Below are 18,168 nucleotides of genomic sequence, written 5' to 3' on the forward strand. Positions count from 1 at the left end.
CACCCGCGAGCCATCCGGTCCGTCCTGTCCTCAGTCACCAGCAGACTACAGTCCGGCGATCTCCTGGACCAGCCATCGCGAGCCGTTTCGCACCATCGTGAACCGGGTCCGGTTCAGATCCACCCGTGGTTTGCCCTGGGTGATCGTGCTCGTGGTGGTCTGATTGACGAAAATGATCAGCGTGACCCGGTTCGCGTCACCGTCGCGAACGCCGACCTCGCGCACCTCGGCCCGGACCGTCGCCTTGGTCTTGGTGGCCAGCTCGCCGGCCACTTTCGCGGTCTCGTCGAACTTGGCCGCGAACTCCGGCGTCATCGTCGCGCGGGCGGCGGCGAAGCTCTTGTCCAGCGTCCGGTAGTCGTAGCTGAGCGCGGTCTCGGCGGCCTGCCGGCCGGCGTTCGCCGCCGCTCCCCTGGCCTCCTCGGCCTCCTGCCCCCGCCACGCCTTGAGCCCCAGTACGCCGGCCAGGGCAAGCACCAGCACGATGAGTACGGACAAGCTCACAGTCAGTACCGAGTTCACCCGGCGGGAGGCAGCCGGTGCTGCTTTCTCTTCCTTCTCTACTTTTTCTTCTTGCTCTTCTACTTCTCGTACTTCTTCCGCGACCACTTCTTCACTGACAGCGACCGGCTTCTCACGTCGCCGCTGGCCGGCGATCTTGCGGGCCATCAGCCCACCACCTGCAGGTCGGCGGTGAGCCAGCGGCCGGCGTCGCGGACCAGGTCCAGCTTGATCCGGTAGCGCCGCTCGACGCCGTCCTTGGCGGCGGTGTTGGTGACGACGGCGTTCACGATCACCAGCACCTGCGCGGAGTCCTTGTCGTTCGACACCACCGCGGCCTCCTTCACGTCGCCCTTGGAGGTCGCCTTGTTCGCCACCACCTCGGTCTTCACCGAGTTCGACCCGGCCTGGAACTCCTCCTTGAACTGACCCGTCGAGTCGTTCAGCACCCGCTGCGCGTCGGCGTCCCAGGTGTCGTACTTGTACGTCGTGAAGTCCAGCGCGAGCTGCCGCGCGGCGCGCATCGCGCCGACCCGGTCCTCCGACCGGGTGTCCTGCCGCCGCAGCGCGACCACCGAGACCGTCGCGGCCGCCAGCGCGACGACCAGCAGCACGCTCAGCGCCCAGGCCAGAATCAGCGAACCCCTGCGGGTCGAGGTAGCAGTCACTTGCCGGTCACCGGTCCGAGGATGAGGGCTTTCCAGGAGTCCGAGCCCAGGTAGTCGGCCTGGCCGCCGGTCGAGCCGAGCACCAGCTCGGGCATCCCGCCGGTGCCGCCGGCCTGCCCGGTCGCGGGGTCGTAGCCGACGCCGTACCCGGTCCGGTTGAGGTCCTGCCGCGACGACGGCGACGGCTTGTTCTGCGAGCCGCGCACGTTCACGCCCGTGCTCGGTCCGGCCGTACAGGACGCCTTGGTGTTGGCCTGTTTGTCGGTCGTGTCCTGCGGCACCCGCTTGTCCGTCCCGTTGTAGCCGGCCCGGCAGGCCGGAGGTGAGAAGCCGAGCACCAGACCGAAGTGCGCGTCGTAGTGCCCGGTCCCCTTGTCCTTGGCCGGTACGACGTACCCGCCCATCGCCACCGCCGGGTAGACCACCAGCAGCTGCTCGACGGCGTCCAGCCGGACCGCGGTCAGTTCGTTCACCGTCAGCAGGTTACCCAGCAGCACCGCGATGTCGGCCCGGTTCTCCGAGATCAGGCCGGTCAGCTGCTCCGAGGCACCCGAGCCCTGGTCGATCACCGTGCGCAGGTCGGTGTCGGAGCTGACCAGGGTGTCCGACAGCAGCGCCAGGTTCTTCGCCCAGGTCCGGATCGCGTCCCCGCTGGCGACCTGGGTGGCCAGCACGGTGTTGCCGTCGTTGATCAGCTTGATCGTCTGGGCGATGTTCGCGTCGGCGTCGTCGATCAGCAGCCCGGAGTTGTCGATGATCTTCTGCAGGTCGCCGCCCTTGCCGCGCAGCGCGTCGCCGAGCTCCTTGACGGTGGTCTTCAGGCTGTTCTTGTCGACCGAGTTCACCAGCTGGTCGAGGTTCAGCAGCAGCTCGGTGGTGTCGATCGGCAGCGCGGTGTCGGCCCGGGCGATCTTCGAGTTGTCCTGCAGGTACGGGCCGTCGTCGCGGCGCGGCTGCAGGTCGACGTACTGCTCGCCGATCGCGGACCGGTTCGCCACCACGGCGGTCAGGTCGTTCGGGATCTTCCACTTCTTGTCGATGTCCAGGTCGACCTCGACGCCGTCGTCGAGCAGCTTCAGCTCCCCGACGCGGCCGACCGGCTGCCCGCGGTACGTCACCTCCGCGCCGGTGAAGATGCCGCCGGACTCGGCGAAGCTCGCGCTGACCGTGTAGTCGTCGTCGAACAGCAGCTGGTCGACCTGGGCGTACTTGCCGCCGACGTACGCGATGCCGACGACGGTGATCAGCAGGAACACCATCAGCTGGATCCGGACGGTCTTCGAGATCACTTGGCCACCCCCGGCATCAGGACCTTGGCCAGCTCGGGGTCGAAGGCCGGCCGGTTCAGCGTCGGCGTGCAGACCGGGAGACCGAGCAGCGTGACGCAGCTGGTCGCCGTACCGGTCGGCAGCGGCAGCGGCGGCAGGTCGCCCGACTTCGGCGGGAACTTCGGCGAGTTGCGGAACGGCAGGCTGAGGTTCGCCGTCGGCAGCGCGGTCGGGCCGACGGTCGGCAGGTTCAGCCCGAGCAGACCCTTGAAAGCCTTCTGGGTGTCGACGTCCAGCGTGATCACCAGGTTCGTGAAGTCACCCTGTACGGCGTCCGCGGCGGCGTCCGGAAACGGGTAGGTGAGCAGCAGCTCGAGCGACTTCGGCAGGTTCTGCCCCGCCTCGGCGAGCTTGGTCAGCACCGGGTAGAGCGACTGCAGGTTGGCCACCAGGTCCTTCTGCGACGCGGTGATCACCCGGGTCGCCGTGCTGCCCAGCGTGGACAGCGCCTGCAGCGTCTTGACCAGGGCGGCACGCTGCTGGTCGAGGGTCTTGATCGACTTCGGCAGCGAGTCGATCGCGGTGGCCAGCGTGGTCTTCTGCGCGTTCAGCTTCTTGGCCAGCGCGTCGACGGCGGTGATCGCCGCGACGATCTTCTGCCGGTTGGCGTCCAGCGTGCCGACGAAGGTGTTCAGCTGGGTGAGCACGCTGCGGATGGCCGGCTCGTTGCCGGTCAGGGCCTTGTTCAGCTCCTGGGTGATGATCTGCAGCTGCGCCACGCCACCGCCGTTCAGGAGCAGCGACAGCGCCGACAGGACTTCCTCGACCTCGACATTGCTGGTCGTGTGCGACAGCGGGATCAGCTCGCCGTTCTCCAGCTTGCCGCGCGGCTTCTCCGCCCCGGTCGGCGGAGCCAGCGAGACGAACTTCTCGCCCAGCAGGCTGGTCTGGCGGATCGTCGCCCGGGCGTTGTCGGGCAGCTCCAGGCTCTTGGGCAGCTTGACCCGGACCTTCGCCACGAACCCGTCCAGCCAGACCTTCTCGACCGTGCCGACGGTCACGTCGTCCACCTTGACCGTCGACTTCGGCACCAGATCGAGCACGTCGGTGAACTCCACCGTCACCGTGTACGACGGACCCTTGATCTTCGCGCCACCGGGCAGCGGCAACGAGTAGACGCTGAAGTCGCAGCCGGTCAGCAGCGTCGCCATCGCGACCACGCCCGCCACGAACGCCGTACGACGACGTCTCATCGGCCGCCTCCCGGGAACAGACCGCCGAGCGACGGATCGACCGGGTCGGGCGTCGGCAGCTTCGGTGCGGGGGCAGGTGCCCACGGCGTACCGGCTGGGCCGCCGCTGGTCGGAGCGCCACCGGTGAGATGGCTGAGCAGCGGCAGCTTCGGCAACGCGTCGAGAACGCCCTTGAGCTGGGTGCACGCCGACAGCGGCTGGTTCACCTGGATCAGCAGCGAGCAGATGAAGGTCGCCGGGTCGTCCAGCTGGGCCAGGTTGATCCGCTGGTCCAGCGTGCCGAACTGCGGGTTGTAGACGCGGGCCAGGTTGCCCAGGCCGAGCGGCGCGGTGTCGATGATCTCGGCCAGCGCGGCCTTCTCCTTGACCAGGATCTGCGAGATGTCGGTCGCTCCGGAGATCGTGGTCTTGAGCAGCGCGCGGTTGTCCTTGACGAAGGACGCGACCTCGCCGAGCGCGGTGGCCAGCAGGTTCAGCGCGGCGGCCAGGTCCTTGCGCTCGCCGGCCAGCGTGGTCGAGGTGGCGGCGAAGTTGGTGTTGAACTGCTTGACCAGCTGGTCGTTCGCGGCCAGCGCGGAGACGAACGTCTGCAGCTGCCGAACGGTCGCGAACAGGCTCTTGGAGTTGCCCGCGAGCGTCTGGGACAGCTTCGACACGTCGGTGATGGTCTGGTTCAGCTTGGCGCCCTGGCCGTTCAGGTTCGCGGCCGAGACGTCCAGCAGCCGCGACAGCGCGCCCTGGTCATTGGCGCCCTTCGGCCCGAGCGCGACCGAGAGGTCGTTCAGGCTCTGGTAGATCTGGTCCAGCTCCAGCGGTACGGCGGTCCGCTCGATCGGGATCTGCGCCCCGTCGGCCATCACCGCGCCCTTCGAGTACGCCGGGGTCAGCTGCACGTAGCGGTCGGCGACCACCGACGGCGACGCGATCACCGCCTTCGCGTCGGCCGGCACCTTGTGCTTGGCCTCCCACCAGAACTTCACCCGGACGGTCCGCCCGGCCGGCGTGACGCTCTCGACCTCGCCGACCTTGATGCCGAGGATGCGGACGTCCGAGCCCGGGTAGACACTGACCGCCCGCGGGAAGAACGCCGTGGCGCTGACCCGCTCCGGGTTCGGCCAGAGCGAGACCACACTGACGGCCAGCACCACCAGCACGACGCCGATGGCGACCAACCGGGAGAACGACGCGAGCTTCATCGGCCACCCCCGAGAATCGGCGGCAGGCCGGGCAGCAACGGCGGCACCGGGATCTCCGGGACCGGCACCAGGTTCTGCACATAGGTGTCGAACCACGGCCCGGTGCCGAGCGTGTTCGTGAAGACCCGCGCGTACGGCGCCAGGCCCTTGATGCTCGCGTCCAGCGCGTTCTGGTTCTTCAGCAGGATCGCGAGCACCGCGTTGACCTTCTGCAGGGTCGGCGTCAGGTCCTTGCGGTTCTCCCGGACCAGCGCGGTCACCTGGGCGGACAGCTTCTGCGTCGACACCAGCAGCTGGTGGATCAGCGCCCGGCGGGCCTGCACCGCCTGGAACACGGTGTTGCCGTCCTTCATCAGCTTGACCAGCTGCTGGTTGCGATCGGCAAGGACCTTGGTGACGACGTCGGAGTGCTTGAGCAGGGTTTTCAGCTCCTCGTCGCGCTTGGCCACGTTGCGGGACAGCCGGGACAGCCCGGTCAGCGACGCCTTCACCTCCTCCGGCGTGTTCTTGAACGTCGTCGACAGCGTGTCCAGGGCCCGGGCCAGCTGGGCGGTGTCGATCCGCTCGGTGGTGTTGGCCAGGTCGGTGAACGCGTCCACCACGTCGTACGCCGCGACCGTGCGCTCCAGCGGGATCTCGGCGCCCGGCTTGAGTTCGCCGGGTCCGGCCGGGTTGAGCTTGAGGTACTTCTGGCCGAGCAGCGTCTTGATCTTCATCTCCGCGCCGGTCTGCTCGCCGAGCTTCACGCCACGGTCCACCACGAAGTCGACCCGGACGTGGGTCCCCTCGAGCTCGACCGCCCGGACCTGCCCGACCCGGACGCCGGCCACCCGGATCTCGTCGTTCTTCTTCAGCCCGCCGGCCTCGGAGAACTGCGCCGAGTACTTCGTCCCACCGCCGATCAGCGGCAGGTCCTGCGCCTTGAACGCGGCCAGCATGATCAGCCCGATCACGGTCAGGCCGACGACACCGATGGTCAGCTGGTTCTGCTCGCGGAAGGGCTTCATCGGTGGTCGCACCTCGCCGAGTTGTTGTCGTACGAGACCGGGATGCGCGTGCCGAGCGGGAGTGTGACGTTGCCGTCGAAGCCGCAGAGGAAGAAGTTGAACCAGGAGCCGTACGACGCGGTCCGGGTCATCGTGTTCAGCTTGGTCGGCATCTTCTGCAGGGTCTTGACCCAGATCGCCTGGGTGTCGTCCAGCGTGCTGGAGACCTGCCGGAGCCGGTCGAGGTCGGCCTTGATCGGCACCCGGGTCTGCTGCAGCAGGCCGGCCGTTTTGGTGTTCAGCGAGTTGATCGAGCCGAGCGAACCGAGGATCGGCTGGATGTCCTTGCTGAGGCCGGTGATGAACTGCTGCAGGTTGACCAGCAGCTGGGAGAAGTTCTGCTGCCGCTGCGACACGATCTGCAGCGTCGAGGTGAGGTTGGTGATCAGGTCACCGACGACCTGATCGGCGTCAGCGAGCGTGGTGGTCAGCGACGCCGTCCGGGCCAGCAGGCTCTCGATCGTGCCGCCCTCGCCCTGCAGGACCTTGATCACCTCGAAGGCGAACTGGTTCACGTCGGCCGGGGTGAGCGCGGTGAACAGCGGCTTGAACCCGTTGAACAGCACCGACAGGTCCAGGGCCGGCGCGGTCCGGTCCTGGTCGATGGTGTCGTTCTCCTTCATCCGCTGCCCGCCGCCGACACCTTCGGTCAGCGCGATGTAGCGGTTGCCGACCAGGTTGCGATAGCGCAGTGTCGCCCGGGTGCCGGTGTCGAGCACCTGCTTGGAGTCGACGCTGAACGTGACGAGAGCGAGCGTGTCGTCCTTGAGCGCGATCTTGTCCACCTGGCCGACGCGTACCCCGGCGATCCGGATGTCGTCGCCCTTGTTCAGGCCGACGACGTCGGTGAAGACCGCCTTGTACTTCGTGGTCGGCGTGAAGCTGATGTTGCCGATGGTGACCGCGAGCAGCGCGGTCGCGATCGTGGTCACCACGACGAAGATGCCGAGCCGCACGGTGTCGATCGAGGTCTTCTTGTCGAACAGTTTCACTTCAGATTCACCTGACCTCCGCGCATCAAGGGCCCGACCATCAGCGTGGTGAGGTCGGGCACCTCACCGGGCGCCACGCCCATCGCCGGCCCGACGACCGAGCCGACGACCTTCTGCTCGGCCGGGCTGCCCGCCGAGCCTGAGTCGACGGCGAAGCCCGGGGCCGCGCGGTTCAGCTGCAGGTTCAGCGGGAAGCGCTCGTTCTTGTTGTGGTCGCCGATCGTGCCGTCCTCGGCGACGACGTACGGCGCCGGGTTGTCCTGGCTGTACGGGCCGGGGTGCGCGCCGGGGTGGCTGTAGTTCTTGCCGACACAGGTCGGGCCGCGCTTGTCCAGGTACTTCGGCGTCTCGTCCGGCTGGTACGGCGTGGGCTGGTTGGTGATCAGCTCGAGATTGATGTGCAGCGCGCCGTCGCGGAAGGTGTCGTTGAGGATCGGGGCGGTGTCGGTCAGCACCTTGAGGAAGCAGGGGAACTCCGGGGAGTACCGCTCGAGCAGGTCGAGGATCGGCCGGCTGACCTCGCCGAGCCGGATCACCCGGTCCTCGTTCTCGCGCAGGAAGCCGTTCGCCGTACCGGACAGCGTCTGGACGTCGGTGAAGAACTTCTGCAGCTGCTGCTCCTTCTCCACCACCGTGTTGCCGGTGATGGTGAGGTTGCGCAGGGCCCGGACCAGGTCTGGCGTCACGTCGCCGTACAGCTGGGAGACCTGGGTCAGCTTGGTCAGCGCGGCCATCAGCTTCGGGACGCTCGGGTTCAGCTTCTTCAGGTAACCGTCGAGCTGGGTCAGCGTCTCGGCGATCTCGGTGCCGCGGCCCTCGAGCGCGGTGGCCAGCGTGTTGAGCGTGGCGTTCAGATCGGCCGGGTCGACCGCCTGGAGCAGCGGCAGTGCGTCGTTCAGCACCTTCTCGATCTCGATGCCGACCGCGGTCTTGTCCCGGGCGATCACATCACCGGCCCTGATGTGCCGGGCCTTCTGCCCCTCCGGCGGCGGCACGAGCGCGACGTACTTCTCACCGAACAGCGTCTTGGGCAGGATCCGGGCGCTGACCGCGCTCGAGATCTCCTTGACCTGGTCGGGCTTCAGCGACAGGTTCACCGTCGCCTCGTCGCCGTCGGTGGACACCGACCGGACCTCGCCGACGATGATGCCGCGCAGCTTCACGTCGGCGTGCGTGTTCAGCTGCAGACCGATGTGGCTGGTCTTCAGCTGTACGTCGACGGTGTCGGTGAACACCTTGGCGTAGAAGGCGTAGGTCAGCCAGAGCAGGAAGCAGAGGAAGCCGATGAAGGCGACACCGAGAACTCTTCTGGTCATCAGCCCGCCAACCTGACTGTGGTCGTGGTGCCCCAGATGGCCATCGACAGCAGCAGGTCGACCACGTTGATCACCACGATCGACGTCCGGACCGCGCGCCCGACGGCGACACCGACGCCCGCGGGACCGCCGGTCGCGTGGTAGCCGTGGTAGCAGTGCACGAGGATCACCAGCACCGCGAAGACCAGCACCTTGCCGAACGACCAGAGCACGTCACCCGGTGGTAAGAACAGATGGAAGTAATGGTCGTACGTGCCGGTGCTCTGCCCGTAGAACGTGGTCACCGTGAGCCGGGTGGCGAAGTACGACGAGAGCAGGCCCACGACGTACAGGGGCACCACCGCGATCAGCCCGGCGATGATCCGGGTGGTGACCAGGAACGGCAGCGACGGGATCGCCATCACCTCGAGCGCGTCGATCTCCTCGCTGATCCGCATCGCGCCGAGCTGGGCGGTGAAACCGCAGCCGACCGTCGCGGCCAGCGCGATCCCGGCGATCAGCGGGCCGATCTCGCGGGTGTTGATGTAGGCGCTGACGAAGCCGGCGAACGCCGACGTGCCGATCTGGTTCAGCGCCGAGTAGCCCTGCAGGCCGACCTCGGTGCCGGTGAAGAAGGCCAGGAACGTGATCACGCCGACCGTGCCGCCGATCACCGCGAGCGCGCCGGTGCCCAGCGTCACCTCGGCCAGCAGGCGGAGGATCTCCTTGCGGTACCGGGTGATCGACTTGCCGGACCAGGCCAGCGCCTTCAGGTAGAAGGCGAGTTGCTCGCCGAGCCGGTCGAGCGAGTTGAGGGGCTTCTTGATCAACACGTCCAGGGCCGACACGTCAGGCCCCCTTCGGCGGGACGAGCTGGAAGTAGATCGCGGTCATCGAGAAGTTCGCGACGAACAGCAGCATGAACGTGATCACGACCGACTGGTTGACCGCGTCGCCGACCCCCTTCGGCCCGCCACCGGCGTTCACACCCTTGTACGACGCGACGACGGCCGCGATGAAGCCGAACACCAGTGCCTTCGCCTGGCCCTGCCACAGGTCGGGCAGGTGGGCGAGCGCGGTGAAGCTGGCTATGTAGGAGCCTGGCGTGCCGTCCTGCAGCACGACGTTGAAGACGTAACCGCCCATCACGCCGACCACGCTGACGAAGCCGTTGAGGAAAAACGCCACCAGCATCGTCGCCAGCACCCGCGGCACAACCAGGCGCTGGATCGGGTCGATGCCGAGCACCATCATCGCGTCCAGCTCTTCGCGGATCTTGCGCGAGCCGAGGTCCGCGCAGATCGCCGAACCACCGGCGCCGGCGATCAGCAGCGCGGTCGCGATCGGCGACGCCTCCCGGACCACGGCCAGCACGGCAGCCGACCCGGTGAACGCCTGCGCGCCGAACTGCTTGATCAGCCCGCCGACCTGCAGCGCGATCACCGCGCCGAAGGGGATCGCCACCAGCGCGGTCGGGATGATCGTCACACTCGCCACGAACCAGGCCTGCTGGAGGAACTCCCGCAGCTGGAACGGCCGGCGGACCGACGCCCGGGCGGTGTCCAGAGCGAAGGCGAAGAGCGAACCGGCGTGCTTCAGGGGCGCAGTTGCCGACACGGTCACGGCGCCTCCCGATCCGGATCGAGGTGCACCGCGAAGGTCGTGGGGCCTCCCGGTCTGGACTGAGGAGTGGAGGGAGCGAAGCGACCGGAGCGACGAGGGAAGACCGGGAGACAAAGCCCCACGACCCGCCGAGCCGGAGGCGAGGCCAAAGGTACGGTCACGTGGCCCCCACGACATCCGAGGCGAAGGAGCCCGGAGGTGGCGTCACTCCGTTCTGTTCGCACCACTCGCCCGGTGGGCGCTGGGTCGGGCGGATCACGCCGCTGCTCGGCAACTGCTGCAGCGGGATCGGCGGCAGTGGCGGCAGTTCCTGGTCGGCCTCGCGGGCCAGCTCGTCGGCGTCCTTCTCCTCGGACATGCCGATCGGGCCGACGCGCTGCGCGTTCAGGAACTGGCGGACCACCGGCTCCTCGCTGGACAGCAGCATCTCGCGCGGGCCGAACATGGCCAGGTGCCGGTGGTAGAGCAGGCCGATGTTGTCCGGCACGGTCCGGGCGGTGTTGATGTCGTGGGTGACGATCAGGCAGGTCGCCTGGGTCATCTCGTTCAGGTCGATGATCAGCTGGTTCAGGAACGCCGTCCGCACCGGGTCGAGCCCGGAGTCCGGCTCATCGAACAGCAGGATCTCCGGCTCCAGCACCAGCGCGCGGGCCAGCCCGGCCCGCTTGCGCATCCCGCCGGAGATCTCGCCGGGCAGCTTCTTCTCCGCGCCGACCAGCCCGACCATCTCCATCTTCTCCATCACGATGGAGCGGATCTCGGACTCGGACTTGCGGGTGTGCTCGCGCAGCGGGAAGGCGACGTTGTCGTACAGGTTCATCGAGCCGAACATCGCGCCGTCCTGGAACAGCACGCCGAACAGCTTGCGGATCTCGTACAGCTCGCGCTCGCGGCAGGTGGCGATGTCCACGCCCTCGATGTGCACGTGGCCCTTGTCCGGCTTGAGCAGACCGATCAGCGTCTTCAGGAATACGGACTTCCCGGTACCGGAAGGGCCCAGCATCACGCAGATCTCACCGGCGGGCAGCGTCAGCGACACGTCGCCCCAGATCAGCTGCTTCCCGAAGGACTTCGTGAGTCCTTCGACGCGGACTTCTACGCCCACCGGTCCTCCTCACGGGAAATGTTGGCCCCCGACCGACGACGTTCCAACCGTGCAACGAGGGGGCGGTGCCCTAGGTTACGCACGAGTACCTTTTTCCGTAACCCCTGTTTACCCAACAGCTGCTCATCGGGCCGTAACGCTGCGATCACAGCCCGTACGCCGGTCACGCTGCGCGGTCCCGGCCGGACGGCCCTGGTCGGGTACAGTCCTGCGGGTCGCCCTTCGAGGCGGCGAAGAGTCCAGTCGCCGGAGGAACGTGTGCCGCGGTCAGCTACCTGGTTGAACCGTCTGCGACGCCGGCCGCCGCAAGGGATCACCTCGCCGCAGCACGGGGACCAGCTCCCCCATCCGCGCTCGGAGATCCTAGCGCTGACCGGCGTACGGGCGGCGGCAGCACTCGCCGTCGTGCTTCATCACATCGGGTTACCGTCCTCGGCGCCGGAACCGCTGCGCAATCTGGTCCAGTCGGGCTACATCGGCGTCCCGTTGTTCTTCATGCTGTCCGGCCTGGTGCTGGCCTGGAACTACTCGACGCTGACGATCGGATCACCCGGCCGGCTCTGGCGGTTCTACGTCGCGCGGATCGCGCGGGTGATGCCGCTGTACTGGGTCGTCCTGCTCTATCTGGTCCTGCAGCGCGCGGCGCACGGCGTACCGCAGGAGTCGTTGTGGCGGCACCTGCTCGCGATCCAGACCTGGTCGGGCGACTACGCGATCGGCCAGGCCAGCTACAACCCGCCCGGCTGGTCGATCTGCGTCGAGCTCTTCCTGTACGCCGCGTTCCCGTTCCTCGTGCCGCTGGTCGCCTTGCTGTCCAAGCGATTCGGCGCGGCCGGACTGCTCGGGCTGATCGCATTCGCGTTCGCCGTACAGGTGTTCCTGGTCGCGCTGTTCACGGCCGAGGGCTGGGCGTTCCTGTCGGTGAAGGACCCGTCGTCCGGGCATCGCTGGCTGTACCGAAACCCGTTGCCGCGGCTGTCGGAGTTCGCGATCGGGGTGTCGCTGGCGTTCCTGCTGCTGCGCGGATTCAAGCTGCGCACACGGGTCGCCGGATGGGTGCAGGCGCTGTGCGTCGTGGTGGTTCTGGTGATCGCCGCGGCCGGGCCGAGCCACGCGCGATGGATGCTGCCCGCGTTCTACGGAGCGATGTGGACCGTACCGTTCGCCGTCCTGCTGCTGGCGCTGGCGGCGGCGCCCGGCGCGTGGTTGTCACGGTTCTTCGCGACGCGCACTCTGGTGACGCTCGGTACCGCCAGTTACGCCGTCTATCTGACCCATCGGCCGTTGCTGTCTTTCCTCGGCAAGGACCGCGGCAGCATGCTCGCCGACCCGGCCGGCTGGGCGCCGTACGCCGGTGTGGTGGTGGTCGCCGGGTTGTGCCTGCTGATCGGTGAAGGGGCGCACCGGCTGATCGAGGTCCCGGCTCGGCGGGCCGTTCTGCGGCTGGTCCCGCGGACGCGCCCGGTGATCACTGAGCGTACGAGATCGGAGGTCTCGGCGTGAGCGGTCTCACATCCGTCACCGAGGGCGCCGCGCTGTCGCATCCGCGACCTGAACTGCTGGCGGCAACCGGTCTGCGAGGTCTGGCCGGGCTGGCTGTCGTTGCCTCGACGGTCGGCGTGTGGCGTGGCGCGCCCGGCTACCTGCAGGACCTGATCACCGTCACGGCCTCTGCCGCGGTGCCGTTCTTCTTGCTGCTCTCCGGCTTCGTGCTCGCTTACAACTACCCGGGCCTCACGTACGCCGCCGGCCGCCGCGTGATCGGCCGCTACGCGATGGCCCGCATCGCGCGCATCGTGCCGCTGTTCGTGATCGTCGGGCTCGCCGTCCTGTTGCTCGGCGCGCTGAACGGCGGCGACTGGGTGCGTGCCGTGTACGCCGACCAGACGTTTTTCGTCGGCACGCTCCTGCTCTGCTATCTGGCCTATCCCCTGCTGGCCCGCGTTGTCGCAGCGGCTCCCGGTCGCGCGGCCCTGGTTTCGCTCGCCGTCGCCGTCGCGCTCGTCGCGGTGCAACTGACCACCTCGATAGCGATCGACCGCTTCCCGCCGGTCTGGCTGCCGGTCTTCACGCTCGGCATGGCGTTGGCAGGGCACGAACTGCCGGCTCCTCGCTGGCTGGCCCATCCGCTGCTCGTCCGCCTCGGCGTGATCGGCTATCCGCTGTTCCTGCTGCAGGCCTTGATCCTGCACGGCTTCGGCCCGGTGCACGCAGGCACGGTCTCGAACGCGCTGCTCGCGCTCGGCTGGATCGGCCTCACCGTGATGGTTGCCGAGGGCGCCCACCGCTACGTCGGCGTACCGAGCCGTCGCGCCGTACTCGACTTCGCCCGGCGCACCGCGCGACTTTGAGCATGCCGAAGGGCGGCCCCCGTGCGGGGACCGCCCTTCGGTTCTACTGCTGGGTGTGCGGCCGTCAACTACGCAGCCGCACAGGTCACTTGAGGGTGACGGTGGCGCCGGCGCCCTCGAGGGCCTCCTTGGCCTTCTCCGCGGCAGCCTTGTCGACCTTCTCCAGGATGGCCTTCGGCGCGCTCTCGACGAGGTCCTTGGCCTCCTTCAGGCCGAGGCTCGTGAGGCCACGCACCTCCTTGATGACCTGGATCTTCTTGTCGCCGGCCGACTCGAGAACGACGTCGAACTCGTCCTGCTCGACGGCCTCTTCGGCGGCACCGGCGGCCGGGGCCCCCGGAGCAGCCTGAACGACGGGAGCGGCGGCGGTCACGCCGAACTCCTCCTCGAAGGCCTTAACGAACTCCGACAGCTCCAGCAGGGTCAGTTCCTTGAACTGGCCGAGCAGCTCTTCGGTGCTGAGCTTCGCCATGGTGGCGGTCCTTCCTAAACGTCTAGCTGATGATCACTGAATGGGGTGTTGCGTGAGAAAGGCGCGTCAGCTCTCGGCCGGCGCGGTCTCCTCGGTGCTCGCCTCGGCAGGCGCGTCGGCGGGTGCGTCCTGCACCGCTTCGGCAGCCGGAGCCTCGTCCGCCACGGGGGCGTCCTCGGCCGGCAGCTTGTCCTGCAGCGCCGCGAACAGGCGCGCGGCCTGCGACAGCGGAGCAGCGAACAGCGACACCGCTTGCTGCGGGGCCGCCTTCATCGCGCCTGCAAGCTTCGCGAGGAGAACCTCACGCGACTCCAGGTCAGCGAGCTTGGTGATCTCGTCGGAGCCGAGTGCCTTACCGTCCAGCACACCGCCCTTGATGACGAGAAGGGGATTGGCCTTGGCGAAGTCACGCAGCCCCTTGGCCGCGACCACCGGGTCGCCCTTGATGAAGGCGATGGCCGACGGACCCTGCAGGAGCGAGTCGAACGACTCCACCCCGGCGTCCTTGGCCGCGATCTTGGTCAGCGTGTTCTTCACCACGGCGTAGTTCACGTCGTCACCGAGCGTAGTGCGGAGCTCCCGCAGCTGCGCCACGGTGAGTCCGCGGTACTCGGTCAGCACGGCGCCGTTGGAGCTCTTGAAGTTCTCAGTGAGCTCTGCGACGTCGGCAGCCTTGTCCGGCCTCGCCATGGGTCTCCTTCCGCTCTGTCTTCCGACAGAGTTGGACTTGTCTGCCACACCGCCGACCCACAAAACGAAACGCCCTTGCGCAGGCGCAAGGGCGTGAACATACAAAACTGTCACACTTCCAAGTCACCTGCGCGGGCCGCCCACCTTCGTGGGACCTTCAGTCGCTCTGACACAGATCAGGCGCGACAACCAGCGGTCTTCGGCAGTGTCAAGAGTAACCGCCCGGGCGTGTCCCACCAAATCGGTTACTCCGACGGCTGCGGGCGGGGTGGGATCCAGCGCTTCATCGCGAGCGCGGCGGCCCAGCCGGTCAGACCCATCACGAGGATAGCCGGGGCCAGCGCGCTCACCGCCGTCACCGCCGCGAGCAGGAACGGGCCACCCGCGCTCCCGGAGTCCGCGAACAACCGGAACGCCCCGAGGAACTGTGCCCGCCCGATCGGCGGCGAGGCGTCCGCGCCCAGCGTCATGATCACCCCGGCCCCGAGCCCGTTGCCGACGCCCATCAGCAGGGCGACAGCGGTCAGGGCTGCCGCCGAATGGGTCAACGGCAGCAAGAGATGCGCGCCGCCGAGCACCGTCATCGACGGCACCGCGACCCACTTCCGGCCGAATCGGTCCATCACCGAGCCGGCGGGATAGAACAGCAACATGTCGACCGCGCCGGAGACGCCGAAGATCAGGCTGGTGGTCTGCGGATCCAGCCCGATGTGCTCGGCCCAGAGCGGCACCACCACCTGCCGGGACGCCCGAACCGCACCGACGAGCAGCGCGCCGACGCCGAGCGTTCGCAGGACGGGGAAGTGCTCGCGGATCACCGCGCGGGTGGACTGGACCACGACCGGCCGGGCCAGGCGGTTGCGGCGTACGGACTCGATGTCGGGAAGGCTCAGCAGGACGACGCAAGCCAGCGCCGCGGCGACGAGGTGGACCCAGTAGGCGCCGTCGGTGCCGAGGAAGCGCATCACGAACGCGCCGAGGAACGGGCCGATGAACGAGCCGATCCGCTGGACGCCACCCAGCGTCGACAGGGCCCGCGCTCGCAGTTCCAGGGGGACGACTTCGCTCAGATAGGCCTGCCGGGCCAGACCCCAGACCGAGCCGGCCAGACCGGTGGCGCCGATCGCGAGCGCCAGGCCCCACACGTTCGGTACGACGAGGCAGGCGACCAGCGCGACCGACACCAGCACCGTCGCCAGCAGCATCGCGCGGCGTTCGCCGATCCGCGTGGTGAGCGTGCCCGCGGGGATGTCGCCGATCACCTGGCCGACTCCAGCCGCCGCGACCACCAGACCGGCCACCGCGAACGACGCCCCGAGATCGCGCGCCGACAGGGCGACCACCGGAGCGATCGCCCCCTGGCCGATGCCGTACAGCAAGGCCGGCAGGTACACCGAGGGGGCGATCTTCCAGAGACTGACGGGATCGGCCATCCCGTTCATCGTCCCACCTTCAACCAGTTGGTGAGACGGCGGTCCCGCTCCTAGGACAGGACAGCGAGGGCGTCGATCTCGACCAGCATCTGCTCCAGCGGCAGGCCGGTGAAGACGGTCGTGCGCGACGGCAGCACGCCGCTCGGGGTGCGCGCGCCGACGAACTCGGCGTACGCCTCGTTCATCGGGGCGAACAGGTCGCGCGAGGTGAGGTAGACGCGCAGCATCAGCACGTCGTCGAAGCCCGCGCCGCCGGCCTTCAGGATCGCCTCGATGTTCTGCAGCACCCGGGTGGTCTGCGCCTTCACGTCGCCCTCGTGCACGAACGAACCGGTCGCGGGATCGACCGAGCCCTGGCCGGAGACCTGCAGGATGTTGCCCTTGCGCACGCCCTGGGAGAACACCGGCATCGGGGCGGGCGCGTCAGGGGTGGAAACGGCGGTCTTCTCGGACATCTGGGGGAGAGCCTCTCTTCTAGTGGTAGTCCACGCCGATCGCGGCCGTGGTGGCGAGCAGGTCCGGCAGGAGCTCCAGCACCTGCTCGTAGTTCAGCAGGACGTCGGGCACCGAGATCGAGACCGCGCCGACCACCCGGCCGGAGCGCTCGGTGATCGGCGCGCCGATGCAGTTGATGAACGACTCGTGCTCGGCCCGGTCCTGCGCCCAGCCCTGCGCCCGGACCTTGTCCAGCTCGTCGCGCAGCTGGTCCGGTCCGGTGATCGTGTTCGGCGTGAACCGGTGGTACTCGATCGTGCCGAGCAACGCCTCCCGCTGGCGCTTCGGCTGGGCCGCAAGCAGCACCTTGCCGACCGCGGTGCAGTGCAGCGCCGCCGGGACGCCGACCTGCGAGTACATCCGCACCGACTGCACGCTGTCGAGCTTGTCGATGTAGACGACCTGCCCGTTCTCGTACGCCGCGAGGTGCACGGTCTGGCCGGTCCGCTGGTTCAGTTGGCGCAGATGCGGCGCGGCGACAGCCCGTACGACGTGCTGTTCGCGCGCCGCGTCGGCCAGCGAGAACAGCCGCGAGCCGAGCCGATAGCGATGCGCTTCGTCGCGTCGTACGAAGCGCTCGGCCTCCATCGTGCGCAGCAGGCGCAGCACGGTCGTCTTGTGCACGTCGAGCTCGGTCGCCAGCTGGTCGAGCGAGCGGTCGCCCTCGCCGAGGCTGACCAGGATCTGCAGGGCTCTGCCCAGACTCTGGCTCACACCAGACCTCCGACGCTGACACCCATCGGACCGACCCGCGTCTCGGCCCACTCCTGGGCCGAACACTCCAGCAGCGCCCGTCGTACGGCGGGCTCCGGCGGTGCGGCGTGGTCTTCCGGTACGGCGAGCACCGCGGCGGCGCTCAGGTGTCCCGAGCGCAGCCGCTGCTCCATAGGTAGACCCTGCAGTGTCGCGGCCAAGTAGCCGGCGGCGAAGGCGTCTCCCGCTCCAACCGGCTCGACGACGTCGACCGTCAAGGCGGGCACTTCGGTCCGCCGGTCGCGGAGCTGGTTGCCGTCATCAGGACGACCGCCATCGTCCCGGTCGGCGCCCGGCTCCAGCGCGAGCGCGGCGTGGGCGTCCGACTTCACGATGATCGTTGCCCGTGGCCCCAACAACCCGCGGAGCTCCGCCGGGTCCGCGGTACCGGCGAACAGCATCGCCTCGTCCGCGCCGATCAGCACCACGTCCGCCGCGCGCAGCAGTCGCCACAGCGGCGCGGGATCCTGGTCCCGCCACAGCGCCGGGCGCCAGTTGAGGTCGACGCTGAGCACGAAGCCGAGGGTGTCGCGCAGTGCGGCCAGGCGATCGAGCATCGCGGCCGCCGAGGTCGAGATGGCCGCGGTGATGCCGGTGGTGTGGACGAGTTCGGCGCCGGCCAGCCGGTCGCGAACGGCGGGACGGTCGAGGAAGCCGGGGTCCATCGCGGCGGCGGCGGAGCCCGAGCGGTAGTAATGCATCCGCGTTCGCCCGCCGAGGCTGTGCTTCACGTAGAGGCCGGTCGGTCGTTGCGGATCTTCCTCAACGCCGCCGACGTCGACGTTGCGGGTCCGCAGATCCCGCAGCACGTGCCGGCCGAAACCGTCGGCGCCGACGCGCGAGATCCAGCCGGTCGGGACGCCGAGCGCGGCCAGTCCGCCGGCCACGTTGCACTCGGCGCCGCCGACCGACCGGCGGAACGTCTCGATGTCCTCGAGCGGAGCACCGGTGTCGGCGGCCAGCATGATCATCGCCTCCCCCAGACACACCGCGCGGGGCACCCGGTCGATCATGAGGTGTCCTCTCT

The 18,168-nt window shown here is 68.5% G+C and carries 19 protein-coding genes; 2 read left to right on the forward strand and 17 right to left on the reverse strand.

Annotated elements, in window-relative coordinates:
* Positions 1-45: 45 nt before the first annotated feature.
* From ACQPXM_RS36055 to ACQPXM_RS36105, 11 genes are all read right to left on the reverse strand, one after another.
* On the reverse strand, positions 46-498 hold the full coding sequence (locus ACQPXM_RS36055) for a hypothetical protein (protein WP_432942475.1): 453 nt from the start codon (positions 496-498) through the stop codon (positions 46-48).
* A 170-nt stretch (positions 499-668) separates the two neighbouring features.
* The gene (locus ACQPXM_RS36060) at positions 669-1,169 is read right to left on the reverse strand and encodes a hypothetical protein (protein ID WP_432942476.1); all 501 of its coding nucleotides are present in this window, start codon (positions 1,167-1,169) and stop codon (positions 669-671) included.
* Positions 1,166-2,458, reverse strand: a complete 1,293-nt coding sequence (locus tag ACQPXM_RS36065) for an MCE family protein (RefSeq protein WP_432942477.1) — start codon at positions 2,456-2,458, stop codon at positions 1,166-1,168. Before ACQPXM_RS36065 ends, ACQPXM_RS36060 begins: the two co-directional genes overlap by 4 nt.
* Positions 2,455-3,690 carry an MCE family protein gene (locus ACQPXM_RS36070; protein ID WP_432942478.1) on the reverse strand — a complete coding sequence of 412 codons (1,236 nt, stop codon included), beginning with the start codon at positions 3,688-3,690 and terminating at the stop codon, positions 2,455-2,457. Before ACQPXM_RS36070 ends, ACQPXM_RS36065 begins: the two co-directional genes overlap by 4 nt.
* Entirely contained in the window at positions 3,687-4,886 is a 1,200-nt protein-coding gene (locus ACQPXM_RS36075) for an MCE family protein (RefSeq protein WP_432942479.1), read from the reverse strand. Before ACQPXM_RS36075 ends, ACQPXM_RS36070 begins: the two co-directional genes overlap by 4 nt.
* A complete protein-coding gene (locus tag ACQPXM_RS36080) occupies positions 4,883-5,893 on the reverse strand; it encodes an MCE family protein (RefSeq protein WP_432942480.1) in 1,011 nt (336 codons plus the stop codon). Before ACQPXM_RS36080 ends, ACQPXM_RS36075 begins: the two co-directional genes overlap by 4 nt.
* A complete protein-coding gene (locus ACQPXM_RS36085; RefSeq protein ID WP_432942481.1) occupies positions 5,890-6,924 on the reverse strand; it encodes an MCE family protein in 1,035 nt (344 codons plus the stop codon). The genes ACQPXM_RS36080 and ACQPXM_RS36085 overlap by 4 nt, the downstream gene beginning before the upstream one ends.
* Positions 6,921-8,240: an MCE family protein gene (locus ACQPXM_RS36090; RefSeq protein WP_432942482.1), complete on the reverse strand. Its 1,320-nt coding sequence runs from the start codon at positions 8,238-8,240 to the stop codon at positions 6,921-6,923. The genes ACQPXM_RS36085 and ACQPXM_RS36090 overlap by 4 nt, the downstream gene beginning before the upstream one ends.
* Positions 8,240-9,067 (reverse strand): MlaE family ABC transporter permease, encoded by an 828-nt coding sequence (locus tag ACQPXM_RS36095; RefSeq protein WP_077019213.1) that lies wholly within the window; start codon positions 9,065-9,067, stop codon positions 8,240-8,242. The genes ACQPXM_RS36090 and ACQPXM_RS36095 overlap by 1 nt, the downstream gene beginning before the upstream one ends.
* A gap of 1 nt (position 9,068) precedes the next feature.
* Positions 9,069-9,842, reverse strand: coding sequence for an MlaE family ABC transporter permease (locus tag ACQPXM_RS36100; RefSeq protein WP_077019212.1), 774 nt, complete (start codon positions 9,840-9,842; stop codon positions 9,069-9,071).
* Between the two features lie 157 nt (positions 9,843-9,999).
* Positions 10,000-10,947 (reverse strand): ABC transporter ATP-binding protein, encoded by a 948-nt coding sequence (locus tag ACQPXM_RS36105; RefSeq protein WP_077019211.1) that lies wholly within the window; start codon positions 10,945-10,947, stop codon positions 10,000-10,002.
* A gap of 279 nt (positions 10,948-11,226) precedes the next feature.
* Here ACQPXM_RS36105 and ACQPXM_RS36110 point away from each other — a divergent pair, with 279 nt between their 5' ends.
* Positions 11,227-12,450, forward strand: a complete 1,224-nt coding sequence (locus ACQPXM_RS36110; RefSeq protein ID WP_432942483.1) for an acyltransferase family protein — start codon at positions 11,227-11,229, stop codon at positions 12,448-12,450.
* Entirely contained in the window at positions 12,447-13,298 is an 852-nt protein-coding gene (locus ACQPXM_RS36115) for an acyltransferase family protein (RefSeq protein ID WP_432942484.1), read from the forward strand. The genes ACQPXM_RS36110 and ACQPXM_RS36115 overlap by 4 nt, the downstream gene beginning before the upstream one ends.
* Positions 13,299-13,383: 85 nt before the next feature.
* Here ACQPXM_RS36115 and rplL read toward each other — a convergent pair whose 3' ends face one another.
* The 6 genes from rplL to ACQPXM_RS36145 form a co-directional block, all read right to left on the reverse strand.
* Complete coding sequence (gene rplL / locus ACQPXM_RS36120) at positions 13,384-13,770, reverse strand: 50S ribosomal protein L7/L12 (RefSeq protein WP_077019208.1); 387 nt, start codon at positions 13,768-13,770, stop codon at positions 13,384-13,386.
* A 66-nt stretch (positions 13,771-13,836) separates the two neighbouring features.
* A complete protein-coding gene (rplJ, locus tag ACQPXM_RS36125) occupies positions 13,837-14,460 on the reverse strand; it encodes a 50S ribosomal protein L10 (protein WP_077019207.1) in 624 nt (207 codons plus the stop codon).
* 245 nt (positions 14,461-14,705) lie between these two features.
* The gene (locus tag ACQPXM_RS36130; RefSeq protein WP_432942485.1) at positions 14,706-15,902 is read right to left on the reverse strand and encodes an MFS transporter; all 1,197 of its coding nucleotides are present in this window, start codon (positions 15,900-15,902) and stop codon (positions 14,706-14,708) included.
* A 41-nt stretch (positions 15,903-15,943) separates the two neighbouring features.
* On the reverse strand, positions 15,944-16,348 hold the full coding sequence (locus ACQPXM_RS36135) for a RidA family protein (RefSeq protein WP_432942486.1): 405 nt from the start codon (positions 16,346-16,348) through the stop codon (positions 15,944-15,946).
* Positions 16,349-16,367: 19 nt separating this feature from the next.
* On the reverse strand, positions 16,368-17,102 hold the full coding sequence (locus ACQPXM_RS36140; protein WP_432942487.1) for an IclR family transcriptional regulator: 735 nt from the start codon (positions 17,100-17,102) through the stop codon (positions 16,368-16,370).
* A complete protein-coding gene (locus tag ACQPXM_RS36145; RefSeq protein ID WP_432942488.1) occupies positions 17,099-18,154 on the reverse strand; it encodes a sugar kinase in 1,056 nt (351 codons plus the stop codon). Before ACQPXM_RS36145 ends, ACQPXM_RS36140 begins: the two co-directional genes overlap by 4 nt.
* Positions 18,155-18,168: the final 14 nt, after the last annotated feature.

This window comes from Kribbella sp. CA-253562 (assembly GCF_050942265.1).
Lineage (GTDB): Bacteria > Actinomycetota > Actinomycetes > Propionibacteriales > Kribbellaceae > Kribbella.

What these genes read in the sequence shown, in the direction of transcription:
- ACQPXM_RS36070 (WP_432942478.1), bottom strand. Translation starts at nt 3,690, where the DNA reads ATGAGACGTCGTCGTACGGCGTTCGTGGCGGGCGTGGTCGCGATGGCG.
- ACQPXM_RS36075 (WP_432942479.1), bottom strand. Translation starts at nt 4,886, where the DNA reads ATGAAGCTCGCGTCGTTCTCCCGGTTGGTCGCCATCGGCGTCGTGCTG.
- ACQPXM_RS36080 (WP_432942480.1), bottom strand. Translation starts at nt 5,893, where the DNA reads ATGAAGCCCTTCCGCGAGCAGAACCAGCTGACCATCGGTGTCGTCGGC.
- ACQPXM_RS36090 (WP_432942482.1), bottom strand. Translation starts at nt 8,240, where the DNA reads ATGACCAGAAGAGTTCTCGGTGTCGCCTTCATCGGCTTCCTCTGCTTC.
- rplL (WP_077019208.1), bottom strand. Translation starts at nt 13,770, where the DNA reads ATGGCGAAGCTCAGCACCGAAGAGCTGCTCGGCCAGTTCAAGGAACTG.
- rplJ (WP_077019207.1), bottom strand. Translation starts at nt 14,460, where the DNA reads ATGGCGAGGCCGGACAAGGCTGCCGACGTCGCAGAGCTCACTGAGAAC.
- ACQPXM_RS36130 (WP_432942485.1), bottom strand. Translation starts at nt 15,902, where the DNA reads ATGAACGGGATGGCCGATCCCGTCAGTCTCTGGAAGATCGCCCCCTCG.
- ACQPXM_RS36135 (WP_432942486.1), bottom strand. Translation starts at nt 16,348, where the DNA reads ATGTCCGAGAAGACCGCCGTTTCCACCCCTGACGCGCCCGCCCCGATG.
- ACQPXM_RS36145 (WP_432942488.1), bottom strand. Translation starts at nt 18,154, where the DNA reads ATGATCGACCGGGTGCCCCGCGCGGTGTGTCTGGGGGAGGCGATGATC.